Annotated in this window: 13 protein-coding genes; 3 read left to right on the plus strand and 10 right to left on the minus strand. The window is 60.8% G+C overall.

Annotation, left to right across the window (positions count from 1 at the left end; all coding sequences use genetic code 11):
• The first annotated feature begins 5 nt into the window (after positions 1-5).
• Positions 6-1109 carry a phosphoserine transaminase gene (locus REH34_RS14195; protein WP_311971960.1) on the plus strand — a complete coding sequence of 368 codons (1104 nt, stop codon included), beginning with the start codon at positions 6-8 and terminating at the stop codon, positions 1107-1109.
• Between the two features lie 108 nt (positions 1110-1217).
• Here the strand turns inward: REH34_RS14195 and REH34_RS14200 are convergent, their stop codons facing one another.
• Together REH34_RS14200 and REH34_RS14205 are read right to left on the minus strand one after the other, a co-directional pair.
• Positions 1218-1703: a DUF523 domain-containing protein gene (locus REH34_RS14200; protein WP_226505425.1), complete on the minus strand. Its 486-nt coding sequence runs from the start codon at positions 1701-1703 to the stop codon at positions 1218-1220.
• A gap of 1 nt (position 1704) precedes the next feature.
• Positions 1705-2337: a 2OG-Fe(II) oxygenase gene (locus REH34_RS14205; RefSeq protein ID WP_311971961.1), complete on the minus strand. Its 633-nt coding sequence runs from the start codon at positions 2335-2337 to the stop codon at positions 1705-1707.
• 140 nt (positions 2338-2477) lie between these two features.
• Here REH34_RS14205 and REH34_RS14210 point away from each other — a divergent pair, with 140 nt between their 5' ends.
• Positions 2478-3224, plus strand: a complete 747-nt coding sequence (locus REH34_RS14210; RefSeq protein WP_226505423.1) for a hypothetical protein — start codon at positions 2478-2480, stop codon at positions 3222-3224.
• Between the two features lie 135 nt (positions 3225-3359).
• On the opposite strand, the gene REH34_RS14215 is transcribed toward REH34_RS14210, so the two are convergent.
• The 8 genes from REH34_RS14215 to REH34_RS14250 all read right to left on the minus strand — a co-directional run bounded on the left by REH34_RS14215 (position 3360) and on the right by REH34_RS14250 (position 12616).
• Positions 3360-4310 carry an alpha/beta hydrolase gene (locus REH34_RS14215; RefSeq protein ID WP_311971962.1) on the minus strand — a complete coding sequence of 317 codons (951 nt, stop codon included), beginning with the start codon at positions 4308-4310 and terminating at the stop codon, positions 3360-3362.
• Between the two features lie 78 nt (positions 4311-4388).
• A complete protein-coding gene (locus REH34_RS14220; protein ID WP_311971963.1) occupies positions 4389-5279 on the minus strand; it encodes an ABC transporter permease subunit in 891 nt (296 codons plus the stop codon).
• Entirely contained in the window at positions 5276-6157 is an 882-nt protein-coding gene (locus REH34_RS14225; RefSeq protein ID WP_226505653.1) for an ABC transporter permease subunit, read from the minus strand. The genes REH34_RS14220 and REH34_RS14225 overlap by 4 nt, the downstream gene beginning before the upstream one ends.
• 38 nt (positions 6158-6195) lie before the next feature.
• The gene (gene potA, locus REH34_RS14230; RefSeq protein ID WP_311971964.1) at positions 6196-7338 is read right to left on the minus strand and encodes a polyamine ABC transporter ATP-binding protein; all 1143 of its coding nucleotides are present in this window, start codon (positions 7336-7338) and stop codon (positions 6196-6198) included.
• Between the two features lie 56 nt (positions 7339-7394).
• The gene (locus REH34_RS14235; protein WP_311971965.1) at positions 7395-8489 is read right to left on the minus strand and encodes a polyamine ABC transporter substrate-binding protein; all 1095 of its coding nucleotides are present in this window, start codon (positions 8487-8489) and stop codon (positions 7395-7397) included.
• A 161-nt stretch (positions 8490-8650) separates the two neighbouring features.
• Positions 8651-9751 carry a polyamine ABC transporter substrate-binding protein gene (locus REH34_RS14240; RefSeq protein ID WP_226505418.1) on the minus strand — a complete coding sequence of 367 codons (1101 nt, stop codon included), beginning with the start codon at positions 9749-9751 and terminating at the stop codon, positions 8651-8653.
• 90 nt (positions 9752-9841) lie between these two features.
• Positions 9842-11209, minus strand: coding sequence for an aspartate aminotransferase family protein (locus tag REH34_RS14245; RefSeq protein ID WP_311971966.1), 1368 nt, complete (start codon positions 11207-11209; stop codon positions 9842-9844).
• Positions 11210-11257: 48 nt separating this feature from the next.
• Positions 11258-12616 (minus strand): glutamine synthetase family protein, encoded by a 1359-nt coding sequence (locus REH34_RS14250; RefSeq protein ID WP_311971967.1) that lies wholly within the window; start codon positions 12614-12616, stop codon positions 11258-11260.
• 789 nt (positions 12617-13405) lie between these two features.
• On the opposite strand from REH34_RS14250, the gene REH34_RS14255 reads away from it, so the two are divergent.
• Positions 13406-14782 carry a glutamine synthetase family protein gene (locus REH34_RS14255; protein ID WP_311971968.1) on the plus strand — a complete coding sequence of 459 codons (1377 nt, stop codon included), beginning with the start codon at positions 13406-13408 and terminating at the stop codon, positions 14780-14782.
• Positions 14783-14963 lie beyond the last annotated feature (181 nt).

The following is a 14963-nucleotide window of genomic DNA, read 5'->3' on the forward strand; positions in this document are numbered from 1 at the left end:
TGGTTATGTCTACGAATCCGCGCAATGCCCTGAATTTTTCCGGCGGCCCTGGGGCCTTGCCGGAGAGTGTGCTGGCAGAGGTTCAACAGTCCATCGTCGAGGTGCCGGAAACCGGGCTTTCGATTCTGGGCATCAGCCATCGCTCAGACTGGTTCGCCGCCGTCGTCGACGAAGCCGAGCGCAATATCCGCACGCTGCTGGGGCTGTCTGAGAACTATCACGTGCTGTTCTTGCAGGGCGGCGCCACTCAGCAGTTCTCGATGGTGCCCATGACCTTGCTGCGCGGCAAGGAGCACCCTGCCGAGTACATCGATTCGGGCTACTGGAGCCGCAAGGTGATTGCCGAAGCGCGCCGCGAAGGTCCGGTCAAGACCATCTGGAGCGGCGAATCCTGCGGCTTCAATCGCCTGCCTGCCGACGACGAGCTGAGCTTTTCGGCTGACGCGCCCTATCTGCATTACGTCGCCAACGAAACGGTCGAAGGTCTGCAGTTTCATCGGGTGCTGGGCCGCGATGACGTGCCGCGTATCTGCGACATGTCTTCGGACTTTCTCTCCAAGCCCTGCGACGCCGAGAAGTTTTCGGTGATCTACGCCCACGCACAGAAAAACATCGGCCCGGCCGGCGTGACCGTGGTACTGGTCAAGGATGAGATCGCCCAGCAGGCGTCGGATGACTTGCCATCGTTCCTCAACTATCGCAAGCATATCGAGGCCCGTTCGAACCTTAATACGCCACCGGTTTTCGCCATTTACGTGGTGCTGCTGGTGACCCGCTGGCTGCTCAACGATGTCGGCGGCCTGGAGAAAATGGCGCAGATCAACCGCAGCAAGGCCGAGCTGCTGTACAGCGCCCTGGACAACGCCGAGGGTTTCTATCGCGGCTGGGCGGCACGCGCGGATCGCTCGACCATGAACGTGGCGTTCAATCTGCCCAATGCGCAACTGCAGCAGGCTTTTTTTGAACAGAGCCGGGCGCTAGGGTTTTCGGGGCTGGAAGGACACCGGGCGATTGGCGGAGTCCGGGCGTCGATCTATAACGCGCTGTCAGTGCAGGCGGCGCAGAAGTTGACGGAGTTCATGGACAGCTTCCATCGTCAGCATCGGTGATGTGTGCAAACAGGGCCGGCCCTTTCGCGGGCAGGCCTTGCTCCACAGCGTTCATAGACCTGCGGGAGCGAAGCTTGCTCGTGAAGGGGCCCGAAAGGCCACCCTCCATTACAGCAATTGCGCCAGCGCCAATTGCGCCGCCTCAAGCTCATGCTCGTTGAACACCTGCACCCCCTCGCGGCGCAGCAGCGCCGCCGTCACCCCTTCGCCACTCACCCGCACGCCACTGAACGAGCCATCGTAAGTCTCGCGATTGCCACACGAAGGGCTGTTGGCCTTGAGGATGGCAATACGAATGCCCTGCTCGCGTACCTGGCGCAAGGCGATCTCGGCGCCGCGTACAAAGGCTGCAGTGAAATCCTCACCCTGCACGGTCAACACCTGCGCCTCCCCGGCCAGCACCGCCGTGCCCTGGCCGCCGGGGATCTCGGCGGGGGGGCGCGGCGTCGGCAAACCGCCCGCCACTTCAGGACACAGGCCCACCACCCGACCTTCGGCCTGCCAGGCCGCCAAGCGATCGAATGGCCCGCTGGAGCCGCCGTCATAACGCACCGGGTGGCCTAGCAAGCAACGACTGACGAGGATCTTGTGCATCTCAAAAGGGCTCGTTGGGGCGGCGTCGGAACCAGCCCGTGAGTGACAGCCGATCTCGCTCGGCCGGGAGGACTTCATGGGGCATGTCCCCGGACAGGAACACCACCAGGCTGCCGCCAATGGGGGCTACATCGTGAGCGACATCGCCCTTGAGATAGAGGCGCAATTCGCCGCCGTCCCCTGGCACCCAGCCGGTGTTGAGGTACAGCACCACCGACACCATGCGGCTGTCATCGTCGCGGAACCGGTCCACGTGCCGACGATAGAACGCCCCCGGCGGATAAAGCGCAAAATGGCACTCGAACTCTTCCAGCCCCATGAACAGGCTGCGATTGAGCACCTCGCGCAGGCTGTCCATGATGTGCAGATATGCATCGCACGGGGCGGATTCGCCGGGCTCGATCCACTGGATGCGATCGCCGCGGATGCCTTCACGCACCTCCTGACTGACGCCGCGTCCTACCGCTGCGGGCGCCAACTCACCCGCACGCGAACGTTTACGGCACTCAGCCGCCAGTTCCAGGGTCAGACCCTGGGGCAGGAAGAGGTTCTGCTGCGACCAGCCACGCTCGGCCAGGTCATCGACAACGCGCAACAGCACAGGGGCATCAAGGGATATGGGCATGGCGCGCATAGTATCCACAACCCCGCAAAACAGACAGCGCCACTTGGCTGTCGACGTTCTGCACATGTTTCATGGGCATCGATTGCCTGCAAATCTCGACAAAGCCACGCCGGCCCAAGGACAATAGCGGCCTGCCGACAGGAGTCTTTATGCGTCGTTTGTGTTTGTTGCTCATCATGTTCTGCACCGTGCCCGCCTGGGCAGACAACCACGACCAGTTGTACAAGGTCGCCGGCTGGCCAGAACAACGCGCGCATTTCAACGATGCCCTCACCGCTGCCCAGCAACGCTACAGCAACAGCCTGCCGCCAGCGGTGTTCCAGGCACTGGTCAACAACAGCAACAAGCGCTTCGCCGCCCAGGCCATGGACAACCGCGCCGAAGGCAAATTACGCCAGACGCTGGTCGATCCGCTGCCCGCCCTGACGTTTTTCGATTCGCCGCTGGGGCACAAGATCGTGGCTGCCGAGCTGCTGGCGACTCGTAAGGACCAATTGGCCAAGAACGCTCAGGGCCTGCCGCACATCCAGGCCAGCGACGATCGCGTGCTGCTCATCGGTCACTTGGCCACCGCCCTGCCCGCCCGCGAAGCCGGCGCCGAAGTCAGCCTGGCCATCGCTGGCGTGGCGGCCGACAGCTTGAGCCAGATGATCCCTGGCCTGCTGGGTGCCGGGCAGGCGCAGGGCATGCTCGATGGGCAGCGGCAAAGGCTGATGGAGCAGATCAGTACCGAACTGCCCAACACCTTGCTGTACGTGTATCGCGATCTGAGCGATCTGGAGCTGGAGGAGTTCGTGACCTTTGCCGAATCGGCCGAGGGCAAGGCTTATTACCAGGCCGCGCTGGCGGCGGTTCGTGCAGGGCTGGCGGTGGGGCAAACGGGTACCGGCGGCTGATAGTTGCATGGCGTGCACCGGCGTCTTCGCGGGCAAGCATTGCTCCCACAGTGTTAACAGTTCGATAGCCGTACACCTGTGGAAGCAGGGCTTGCCCGCGAAGAGTCCGGTATTGCCAACATCGATGCCGTTGGTTCACCTACCGCCCAACGCATCTCCAAGAAACCGAAAATACTCCTCCCTGAACTGCGGCAACTCATTGGCCAAGTGATGCTTCGCCTTCGCCAGCATCAGCACCCGTGGCTGATCGAACTTGCTGCTCAGCACCTTCAGGTTGTGCTGCCAATCGACGGTCATATCGGCATCGCCCTGAACGATCAGCGGCGAGCGATGACACACCGGTGCCGCTTCGATCCTCTCCACCCACTTCACCAGCGCCCCCACCCAGGCCGTCGGCAGGCGCAAGGGCTGCAGCGGATCGGCCTGCAGAAACGGCATGAACGCCGGATCGTTGCTGTTCTCGCTGAAACGCCGATCGATGCCCGAGACGAAAGGCTTGAGCAGCCGGTAGCTCAGCTTCGACCACCCCCATGCGCGCGGCCGCACCAGTGGCGCCAACAAGATAGTCTGGCCTCCAATCGGCGTGTCCGAACCGCAGTGCAGCAAGTGATCGATTGCGATGGCGCCACCGGTGCTCTGCCCACACAGATGCCAAGGCTGCGGCAGTTGCAACTGCTCGGCCTCGGCGAACAGCGCGTGCAGCACCTGCTGGTAGTGGGCGAAGTCATCGATGCTCGCACGCGGCCCGCTGGACAAGCCGTGCCCAGGCAAATCGCAGGCGATCACCGCGAAATGCTGCTCCAGTGCCCAGTCGATCACATGCCGGTACAAACCCATATGGTCGTAGAAGCCATGCAGCAGAAACACCGTCGCCACCGGCCGAGCGGGTAGCCACAGCTGAGTGACGATGTCGAACGCCCCTACCCTCATTTGCCCGAGCAGGCGCTCCACCGTGTCGCCGCGATGGGCCAGATCCAGTCCGTAGAACTGCTGGTAATAGCGCGCCTGGCTCGACAGCGAGCTGCGCTCCAGTAAAGGCTTGAGACGGGTGCGCAAGGCTTCGGGATCGAATGCAGCGGGGGGCATAAAAAGCTTCCAGAACGTAACGAACACTGTAGCGAGAGGCTTGCGCCCGATTCGGCGGCAAGCCCCTCGCGACAGGAATCAAGCGGTGTTTTGCGATGGATCACGCCGCGAATCGCGCTTTAGATCGCCGCCTGCAGCGCTCTCCTCGATCGCCAGCTGGATCGCCTTGCGTTTCTGCTGCTCGGAGCGGCGGGTGAAATACCAGACGATAAAGGTGAAGGTCGACACCACCAGCAAAATCAAGCTGGCCACCGCGTTGATCTCCGGCTTCACGCCCAGGCGCACCGCCGAGAACACTTCCATGGGCAACGTGGTCGAGCCCGGCCCCGAGACGAAACTGGCCAGTACCAGGTCGTCGAGGGACAAGGCGAACGACATCATCGCCCCCGCCGCCAGCGACGGCGCGATCATCGGGATGGTGATCAGCAGGAACACCTTCCATGGCCGCGCGCCGAGGTCCATGGCCGCCTCTTCGATAGACAGGTCCAGCTCGCGCAGGCGCGACGACACCACCACCGCCACATACGCGGTGCAAAACGTGGTGTGGGCGATCCAGATGGTCATCAGCCCGCGCTCTTGCGGCCAGCCGATCCATTGCGCCATCGCCACGAACAGCAGCAGCAACGAAAGACCGGTGATCACGTCCGGCATCACCAGCGGCGCGGTGACCATACCGCCGAACAGCGTACGCCCCTTGAAGTGCGGCACCCGCGTCAGCACAAAGGCCGCCAGGGTGCCAAGGATGACCGCCGACACCGCCGTGCACGCGGCGATCTGCAACGAACGGCCCACCGAGGTGATCAACTGCGTGTTGTCGAGCAAGCCGGTGTACCAGCTCACCGACCAGCCGCCCCACACCGTCACGAGCCGCGAGGCATTGAACGAATAGATCACCAGAATCAGCATGGGCAGATAGATGAACAGCAGCCCCACTACCAGCATGAACCGCGAGAACTTGAAGCCTTTCATATCTTGCCCTCCAGTTCCTTGGCCTGACTGCGGTTGAACAGCACGATCGGGATGATCAGGATCGCCAGCATCACCACCGCCAGCGCCGACGCCACCGGCCAGTCGCGGTTGTTGAAGAACTCTTGCCACAGCACGCGGCCGATCATCAGGGTTTCCGGGCCGCCTAGCAGCTCAGGAATGACGAACTCGCCGACCACCGGAATGAACACCAGCATGCAGCCGGCGATGATGCCGTTCTTGGACAGCGGCACGGTAATCTTCCAGAAACTGTTGAAGGTGCTCGAGCCCAGGTCGGAGGCCGCCTCCAGCAAGCTTTGATCGTGCTTCACCAGGTTGGCAAACAGCGGCAGAATCATGAAAGGCAGGTACGAATAGACAATGCCGATGTACACCGCCAGGTTGGTGTTGAGGATCTCGATCGGCTGGCTGGTGATGCCTGTCCACATCAAAAAGCCGTTGAGCAGGCCGTTGTTGCTGAGGATACCCATCCAGGCGTAGACGCGAATGAGGATGGCGGTCCAGGTCGGCATCATGATCAACAGCAACAGGACCGTCTGGCTTTCCTTCTTGGCCGTCGACATGGCGTAGGCCATCGGATAGCCGATCAACAGGCACAGCAGCGTGCTGATAAAGGCCATCTTCAACGAGCCCAGATAGGCATCGATGTACAGATCGTCGCCGCTCAGCAGCAGGTAGTTGCCCATGTTCAGGGCGATCTGCAGCTTGTCGTCGAGGTAGGTGAGGATTTCGGTGTAGGGCGGAATCGCCACGTCGGCTTCGGCGAAGCTGATCTTCAGGACGATGAAGAACGGCAGCATGAAGAACAGGAACAGCCAGATGAACGGCACGCCGATGACCGCCTGACGCCCGTTGGGCAGCAGGCGGCCGAGGCGGCGCTTGAGAGTGGAGTGGTCTGTCATGAGCGCAGTACCACGCCGCTGTCATCCTCCCACCAGACGAACACTTCATCGTCCCAGGTCGGTCGTGCGCTCAGGCGCTCGGCGTTGGCGACGAAAGACTGCACCAACTTGCCGCAGGGCAATTGCACGTGGAAAACCGAATGACCGCCCAGGTAGGCGATGTCGTGGACCTTGCCGCGCGACCAGTTGTATTCGTGGGCCGGCTGAGTGGTGGTGACCAGCAGTTTTTCCGGGCGAATGGCGTAGGTCACACGCTTGTCCTGCACCGAGGTGCTGACGCCGTGGCCTACGTAGATGCTGCGTTCCAGCTCCGGGCTGGCGATCAGCGCGTGGCCTTCCATGTCCTCGATCACTTCGCCGTCGAACAGGTTGACGTTGCCGATGAACTCGCACACCAGGCGACTGGTGGGGGTTTCATAGATATCGATGGGGCTGCCGATCTGGGCGATCCAGCCCAAGTGCATGATGGCGATGCGTTGGGCCATGGTCATGGCCTCTTCCTGGTCGTGGGTCACCATGACGCAGGTCACGCCGACGCGCTCGATGATCTCGACCAGTTCGAGCTGCATCTGCGAACGCAGTTTCTTGTCCAGTGCGCCCATGGGCTCGTCGAGCAGCAGCAGTTTCGGGCGCTTGGCCAACGACCGGGCCAGGGCCACGCGCTGGCGCTGGCCACCCGATAGTTGATGGGGTTTGCGCTTTGCGTACTGGCTCATCTGCACCAGCTTGAGCATCTCCGCGACCCGGGCGTCGATTTCGGCGGAAGAGATCTTGTCCTGCTTGAGGCCGAAGGCGATGTTCTGCGCCACGGTCATGTGCGGGAACAGCGCGTAGGACTGAAACATCATGTTGATCGGACGCTCGTACGGCGGCATGTCGGTGATATCGATGCCGTCGAGGAAGATCCGCCCTTCGGTGGGCCGCTCGAAGCCGGCGAGCATGCGCAGCAGCGTCGACTTGCCGGAACCCGATCCACCGAGCAAGGCGAATATTTCGCCCTTTTTGATTTCCAGCGACACGTCGTCCACGGCGATCGTCTCATCGAACTTCTTCGTTACCCGATCGATCTTGACCAACACCTGCTTGGGTGTCCGGTCGCCTTCGAGGGCTTTCTTATAGGCGCTGGAGGCAACGGCCATTAACGAGATTCTCCACAAAAATGGGTGGCCTGCGCCCTGGCGCAGGCCGATAGCTATTACTTGCCGGTCTTGACCTTGGTCCAGCTGCGGGTCATGACGCGTTGAATCTTGGGTGGCAACTCAGTGCTCACGTACATCTTGTCGAGCACCGCCTGAGACGGGTACACGGTCGGATCGCTGTGCACCTTGGCGTCCATGAACTCGATGGATTTCGGCGTCGGGTTGGCATAGCCCACATAGTCACTGACCTTGGCGATCACCTCAGGTTGCAGGATGTAGTTGATGTAGGCGTGGGCCTCCTTGACGTTTTGCGAGTCCGCCGGGATGGCCAGCATGTCGAACCACAGCGCACCGCCCTCTTTGGGGATGGCGTAGGCGATGTTGACGTTCTTTCCGGCCTCCTTGGCACGTGCGCGGGCCTGAAATACGTCGCCCGAGAAGCCCGCAGCAACGCAGATATCGCCATTGGCAAGGTCGGTGATGTATTTGGACGAGTTGAAGTAGGTGACGTACGGGCGTACGGCCATCAGCTTGGCTTCAACCTTCTTGTAGTCTTCGGGATTGGTGCTGTTGGGATCCAGACCCATGTAGTTGAGGACCGTGGGGATCATTTCGTCGGCGGAATCGAGGAAGGCCACGCCGCACTTGGAGAGCTTCTTGATGTTCTCAGGCTCGAACAGCACGGCCCAGGAATCGATGTGGTCGACGCCCAGGGCCTTTTTGACCTTGTCGATGTTATAGCCGATGCCGTTGGTGCCCCACAGGTACGGCACCGCATATTGGTTGCCAGGGTCGTTGGCCTCGAGGCGCTTCATCAGTGCCGGGTCGAGGTTCTGCCAGTTGGGCAACTGCGAGCGGTCGAGCTTCTGGAACGCCCCTGCCTTGATCTGCTTGCCCAGGAAGTGGTTGGACGGCACCACCACGTCATAGCCGGTACGCCCGGCGAGCAGCTTGCCTTCGAGGGTTTCGTTGGAGTCGAACACATCCTGGATCGGCTTGATGCCGGTGGCTTTTTCAAAATCGCTCAGGGTGGTTTCGCCGATGTAATCGGACCAATTATAAATATGCACGGTGGGCGCGGCCTGGGTGCTCAGGGCCAGCGTCAGACCGGCACTTGCCAGCAATGCCTTGCGAAATAAAGAAATAGCCAAGTGGGAGATCCTCTCAATGTGCTGTTGTCAGGCGCCATTCGGCCGGCCGAACTGCAAAAATCGGCGTACCGTACATTTGAAAAACTCTTCCAGCAAAAAAAATTGCTTGTTTACCCTGAATGACCAGGCACCGAAGCGCCTGGCCATTGATCGAATCCGGTTTATTTACCGGTCTTGATCGCCGTCCAGGCACGCGTCATTTCGCGCTGGGTAGCGGCAGGCAGGTCGGCGATGGCGTACAGCTTGGCTTGCACGTCGGCCGGTGGATAGATGCCCTTGTCTTCGCGGATGTCCTCGTTGACCAGTGGAGTCGCAGCCTCGTTACCGTTCGGGTAGGAAACGGCGTTGGAGATTTCCGCCATGACTTCCGGCTGCAGCAGGAAGTTCATGAACTTGTAGGCGCCCTCGACGTTTTCGGCATCCTTGGGAATGGCGACCATGTCATAGAAGCTGCCCGCACCTTCTTTCGGAATGCTGTAGTTGATCTTGACCTTGCCACCGGCTTCGGCGGCACGGGACTTGGCCTGGAAGATGTCACCCGAATAACCGACGGCTACGCAGATGTTGCCGTTGGCCAGGTCAGAGATGTACTTGGAGGAGTGGAAGTAGGCGACGTCCTTGCGAACGTTCTTGATGTAGAGGTTCTTCGCTTCTTCGATCTGCTTCTTGTCCTGGGAATCGGTCGGGTAGCCCAGGTACTTGAGCGCGATCGGCAGCATCTCGGTGGGTGAATCGAGGAAGCTGATGCCGCAGCCCTTGAGCTTGTCGGCGTATTCAGGCTTGAACAGCAGGTCCCAGGAATTGGTCGGTGCGTTGTCGCCCAGCGCAGCCTTGACCTTGTCCGGGTTGTAGCCGATGCCGATGGTGCCCCACAGGTACGGGAAGGCGTGCTTGTTGTCCGGGTCGCTGACGGCCACGGCCTTGAGCAGGTTCTTGTTGAGGTTGCCGTAGTTGCTCAGCTTGGACTTGTCCAGTTCGAGGTACACGCCGGCCTTGATCTGCTTGGCCAGGAAGTTGTTCGACGGCACGACGATGTCGTAACCGGATTTGCCGGCCAGCAACTTGGCTTCAAGGGTTTCGTTGCTGTCATACACGTCGTAGACAACCTTGATCCCTGTCGCCGCCTCGAATTTCTTGGTGGTGTCCGGCGCGATGTAATCGGACCAGTTGTAGACGTGCAGGATTTTATCGTCAGCGTGCGCGACACCAGCGACCACACCCAGCAGGGACACGGCGAGGAGGGACTTGCCAAATTTCTTCATGCGTAATGCTCCAGATTCTTTTAGGTCGATCACGTGTGTTCGAGCGGGGAGCCCCCAACAACCCTTGCGCCCCGCCGGCAAGCCTAGCATTTAGCCATTCACCGCTTCGAGCGTCAGGTCGAGGCATTTGCGTGCCTTGTCGAGCAGCTCGTCAATTTCAGCCTTGGTAATCACCAGCGACGGCGCGATGATCATCGTGTCACCGACAGCCCGCATGATCAGGCCGTTGTCGAAGCAGAACTGGCGGCAGATCATGCCGACCCCCAAGCCTTCGTAACGGGCCCGAGTGGCCTTGTCACGGACCAGTTCGATCGCCCCCAGCAGCCCCAGGCCGCGGACTTCGCCCACCAATGGGTGGTCAGCAAGTTCGCGCAAACGCTTTTGCAAATAGGGTGCCGTTTCTTCTCTGACACGCGTGACTATTTGTTCGTCGCGCAGGATGCGGATGTTCTCCAGCGCCACGGCCGCCGCTACCGGGTGGCCGGAATAGGTGAAGCCGTGGTTGAAGTCACCGCCCTCGCTGATGACCTTGACCACCGTGTCGCGCACGATCACCCCGCCCATGGGGATATAGCCCGAGGTCAGGCCCTTGGCAATGGTCATGAGATCGGGTTGCAGGTCGTAGTAGTCGCTGCCGAACCACTCGCCGGTGCGGCCGAAACCGCAGATCACTTCGTCGGCCACGAAGAGGATGTCGTACTTGGCGAGGATTTCCTTGATCTTCGGCCAGTAGCTGTCCGGCGGGATGATCACGCCGCCGGCGCCCTGAATCGGCTCGGCGATGAACGCCGCGACGTTTGCTTCGCCGACCTCGAGGATTTTCTTTTCCAGCTCCTCCGCGGCCCAGATGCCGAAGGCCTCGGGGGTCATGTCGCCGCCTTCGCCAAACCAGTACGGCTGCGCGATATGGACGATGCCGGGGATCGGCAGGTCGCCCTGTTCATGCATGCCCACCATGCCGCCCAGACTGGCGCCAGCCACGGTGGAGCCGTGGTAACCGTTGATGCGGCTGATGATGACTTTTTTCTGCGGCTGGCCCTTGAGCGCCCAGTAATGGCGAACCAGGCGCAGCACAGTATCGTTGCCTTCGGAACCGGAGCCGGTAAAGAACACGTGGCTCATGCCGGCAGGCGCCAGCTCGGCCACCACCTTGGCCAGTTCCAGCACCGGCGGGTGAGCGGTCTGGAAAAACAGGTTGTAGTACGGCAGCTCGCGCATCTGTCTGGCGGCGACATCTGCCAGCTCGTCACGCCCGTAGCCGATGGCCACGCACCAGAGCCCGGCCATGCCGTCGAGAATCTTGTGGCCTTCGCTGTCCCAGAGGTGCACGCCCTTGGCGTGGGTGATGATCCTCGGGCCTTTCTCCTTGAGCTGCTGGTAATCGCTGAAGGGTGCCAGATGGTGGTCGCTGCTGAGCTCCTGCCACTGACGGGTTTGCGGGTTGCTGGTGACGCTCATTGCAGGCTCCTTGTGAAAGGCCCGCCAGCCAAGGCGGGCCCGCTGCGATCAGACGGCGAACAGCAGGAACTCGCGTTCCCACGAACTGATCACGCGCTTGAAGTTTTCGTGCTCGGCGCGCTTGGCGGCGACGTAGCCGATGATGAATTTGCGCCCGAGGTATTTCTCGATGGTCTTGCTGTTTTCCATGCGCTCCAGCGCGTCTTCGATGGTCAACGGCAGGCGCAGGTTACGGCGCTCGTAGCCACGGCCATGCACCGGCGCGCTCGGGTTGAGGCCCTCGACCATACCGATGTAGCCGCACAGCAGGCTGGCGGCGATGGCCAGATAGGGATTGGCGTCGGCGCCCGGCAGGCGGTTTTCGACGCGGCGGTTCTGCGGCACGGCGTCCGGGACGCGCAGGCCCACGGTGCGGTTCTCGACGCCCCATTCGACGTTGACCGGCGCCGAGGTGTCGGGCAGGAAGCGGCGGAACGAGTTGACGTTGGGGGCGAACAGCGGCAACAGCTCGGGGATGAATTTTTGCAGGCCGCCGATGTGGTGCAGGAACAGCTCGCTCATGCTGCCGTCTTCGTTGGCGAAGATGTTCTTGCCGGTGTTCAGGTCGACGATGCTCTGGTGCAGATGCATGGCACTGCCGGGCTCGCCGGTCATGGGCTTGGCCATGAAGGTGGCGGCGACGTTGTGCTTGAGCGCGGCCTCGCGCATGGTGCGCTTGAACACCAGAATCTGGTCGGCCAGCGCCAGGGCATTGCCGTGACGGAAGTTGATCTCCATCTGCGCCGTGCCGTCTTCGTGAATCAGCGTGTCGAGGTCCAGGTTCTGGGCCTCGCACCAATCGTAGACATCCTCGAACAGCGGATCGAATTCGTTGGCGGCCTCGATGGAGAACGACTGGCGGCCGGTCTCGGGGCGCCCGGAACGGCCGATTGGCGGCTGCAGCGGGAAGTCCGGATCGTCACAGCGCTTGGTCAGGTAAAACTCCATTTCCGGCGCGACGATGGGCTGCCAGCCTCGGTCGGTATAGAGCTTGAGGACTTTCTTGAGCACGTTGCGCGGCGACAGCTCGATGGGGTTGCCCTGCTTGTCATAAGTGTCATGGATCACCTGAGCCGTCGGCTCGATGGCCCAGGGCACGAGAAACACCGCGTTCTCGTCAGGGCGGCAGATCATGTCGATATCGGCCGGGTCGAGCAGTTCGTAGTAGATGTCGTCTTCGACGTAATCACCGGTGACCGTCTGCAGCAGTACGCTCTCCGGCAAGCGCATGCCCTTCTCGGCGATGAACTTGTTGGTCGGCGATATCTTGCCGCGGGTGATACCGGTCAGGTCGCTGATCAGGCATTCGACTTCGGTAATCTTGTGCTGTTTCAACCAATCGGTGAGCTGGTCGAGGTTGGCGCTCATAAAGACCTCAGGACTTCAAGAAGCCCGGCCATGGGCGGCGCGGGCGCTGTTTGACGCAGATGCGTCGGTGGGTGCTGCAGAACTTCTGCTTACCGCTCAAGGCTATTAGCCCCGCGCTGAAAAATACGTCATTACCGCGTGTTTTGTGTGACCAGCTGTTGCATGAACAGTGCAAAACCCAGGCCCGAGGCCGCCGCGAGCCGGCCGCGAGCGGCTCTGGCACGGGCCACGCGGATGCCCGGGGATAGGGTAGTATGGTCTGCGACACGAATATTCGCTGCGCCAGTCATGCAGACTTGGCCAATCCAGCGATAGGGTTCTAGAGTGAAAGTGGCGGGCTTGAGCGGGCTGTCAATGAGATCGGCCGCAGAGGCGGTCGATGCCCGCACCCAAGCGCATTGCCGGGCGAATTGCGGTGTCGTGCGCCGATGGCGAACGCACGGGGCGTGACGGTAGAAAGATTTGAACTGCAAAGTGCAACCGTTGACGCCGTTCGACGGCCGATGCGACATGGTATCCCCCGTTATTCTTGCTGTTATGGGTTGCCGCCGAGCTTAGCCTTGTTCATTTTTTTCCACAACACCCCGGCTACAAATGTAAATGGCCCTGTTCGCGATCTCGGTTATATCGTTATAAAACGCGTCATACGCGCCCTGAATTGCGGCAAAATCGGCTAATCAGCGCTTTTTAGGGCAAAAGTGGGCTTGCTTGACTTCAACAGTCCTTTCGGATTGACTGAACCAGCTGTAGCCCAATGATTGATATTTTTAACAACAAAGGTGTTGCATCATGTCGGTACCCCCGCGTGCCGTTCAGCTGAATGAAGCGAACGCATTCCTTAAGGAACATCCTGAGGTTCTGTACGTCGACCTTCTGATTGCAGATATGAATGGTGTGGTGCGCGGCAAGCGCATTGAGCGCACCAGTCTCCACAAGGTTTACGAAAAAGGCATCAATCTGCCGGCGTCGCTCTTCGCGCTGGACATCAACGGTTCCACGGTCGAAAGCACTGGCCTGGGCCTGGACATCGGCGATGCAGACCGCATCTGCTATCCGATCCCGGACACCCTGTCCAACGAGCCTTGGCAGAAGCGCCCCACCGCGCAACTGCTGATGACCATGCACGAGCTCGAAGGCGAGCCCTTTTTCGCCGATCCGCGTGAAGTGCTGCGCCAGGTAGTGGCCAAGTTCGACGAAATGGGCCTGACCATCTGCGCCGCGTTCGAGCTGGAGTTCTACCTGATCGACCAGGAGAACGTGAACGGCCGTCCACAGCCGCCTCGCTCGCCGATCTCCGGCAAGCGCCCACATTCGACTCAGGTATATTTGATCGATGACCTCGACGAGTACGTCGATTGCCTCCAGGACATCCTCGAAGGTGCCAAGGAGCAAGGCATTCCAGCGGACGCCATCGTCAAGGAAAGCGCCCCGGCCCAGTTCGAAGTCAACCTGCATCACGTGGCCGACCCGATCAAGGCCTGCGACTATGCGGTGTTGCTCAAGCGGTTGATCAAGAACATCGCCTACGATCATGAAATGGACACCACCTTCATGGCCAAGCCTTACCCTGGCCAGGCGGGCAACGGTCTGCACGTGCACATTTCGATTCTCGACAAGGACGGCAAGAATATCTTCACCAGTGAGGATCCCGAGCAGAACGCCGCATTGCGTCACGCGATCGGCGGTGTGCTCGAGACCCTCCCGGCGCAAATGGCCTTCCTGTGCCCGAACGTCAATTCGTACCGGCGCTTCGGCTCGCAGTTCTACGTGCCCAACTCGCCTTGCTGGGGCCTGGACAACCGTACCGTAGCCATCCGTGTACCGACGGGCAGCGCCGATGCCGTGCGTATCGAGCATCGCGTAGCGGGCGCCGACGCCAACCCGTACTTGCTGATGGCAGGCGTGCTGGCGGGCATCCACCATGGCCTGACCAACAAGATCGAACCCAACGCGCCGGTCGAAGGCAACTCGTACGAACAGAACGAGCAAAGCCTGCCCAACAACTTGCGTGATGCACTGCGTGAGCTGGACGACAGCGAAGTGATGGCGCGCTATATCGATCCGAAGTACATCGATATCTTCGTCGCCTGCAAGGAGAGCGAGCTGGAAGAATTCGAGCACTCGATCTCCGACCTCGAGTACAACTGGTACCTGCATACGGTTTGATTGCTTGCAAATCTCTCTGTGGGAGTGGCTCTGCTCACTCCCACAGAGAGCCAGTGCAATACCTATCATTTCCGAGAGTACAGAGCACTACCGAATCGTCCTACAGTGGCCGGCGACCAAGCCGCCTCTGTCATGCTCCCCCAGCTTTTACGATGCGGCCATCTCACCTGATGGAAGCGCA

It is taken from the genome of Pseudomonas baltica (assembly GCF_031880315.1).
In the GTDB taxonomy this organism is placed as follows: Bacteria; Pseudomonadota; Gammaproteobacteria; order Pseudomonadales; family Pseudomonadaceae; genus Aquipseudomonas.

Coding starts and splice junctions, on each gene's coding strand:
- REH34_RS14245 (WP_311971966.1), bottom strand. CDS start 11,209: ATGAGCGTCACCAGCAACCCGCAAACCCGTCAGTGGCAGGAGCTCAGC.
- REH34_RS14250 (WP_311971967.1), bottom strand. CDS start 12,616: ATGAGCGCCAACCTCGACCAGCTCACCGATTGGTTGAAACAGCACAAG.
- REH34_RS14255 (WP_311971968.1), top strand. CDS start 13,406: ATGTCGGTACCCCCGCGTGCCGTTCAGCTGAATGAAGCGAACGCATTC.
- REH34_RS14195 (WP_311971960.1), top strand. CDS start 6: ATGTCTACGAATCCGCGCAATGCCCTGAATTTTTCCGGCGGCCCTGGG.
- REH34_RS14200 (WP_226505425.1), bottom strand. CDS start 1,703: ATGCACAAGATCCTCGTCAGTCGTTGCTTGCTAGGCCACCCGGTGCGT.
- potA (WP_311971964.1), bottom strand. CDS start 7,338: ATGGCCGTTGCCTCCAGCGCCTATAAGAAAGCCCTCGAAGGCGACCGG.
- REH34_RS14215 (WP_311971962.1), bottom strand. CDS start 4,310: ATGCCCCCCGCTGCATTCGATCCCGAAGCCTTGCGCACCCGTCTCAAG.
- REH34_RS14210 (WP_226505423.1), top strand. CDS start 2,478: ATGCGTCGTTTGTGTTTGTTGCTCATCATGTTCTGCACCGTGCCCGCC.
- REH34_RS14205 (WP_311971961.1), bottom strand. CDS start 2,337: ATGCGCGCCATGCCCATATCCCTTGATGCCCCTGTGCTGTTGCGCGTT.
- REH34_RS14220 (WP_311971963.1), bottom strand. CDS start 5,279: ATGAAAGGCTTCAAGTTCTCGCGGTTCATGCTGGTAGTGGGGCTGCTG.
- REH34_RS14240 (WP_226505418.1), bottom strand. CDS start 9,751: ATGAAGAAATTTGGCAAGTCCCTCCTCGCCGTGTCCCTGCTGGGTGTG.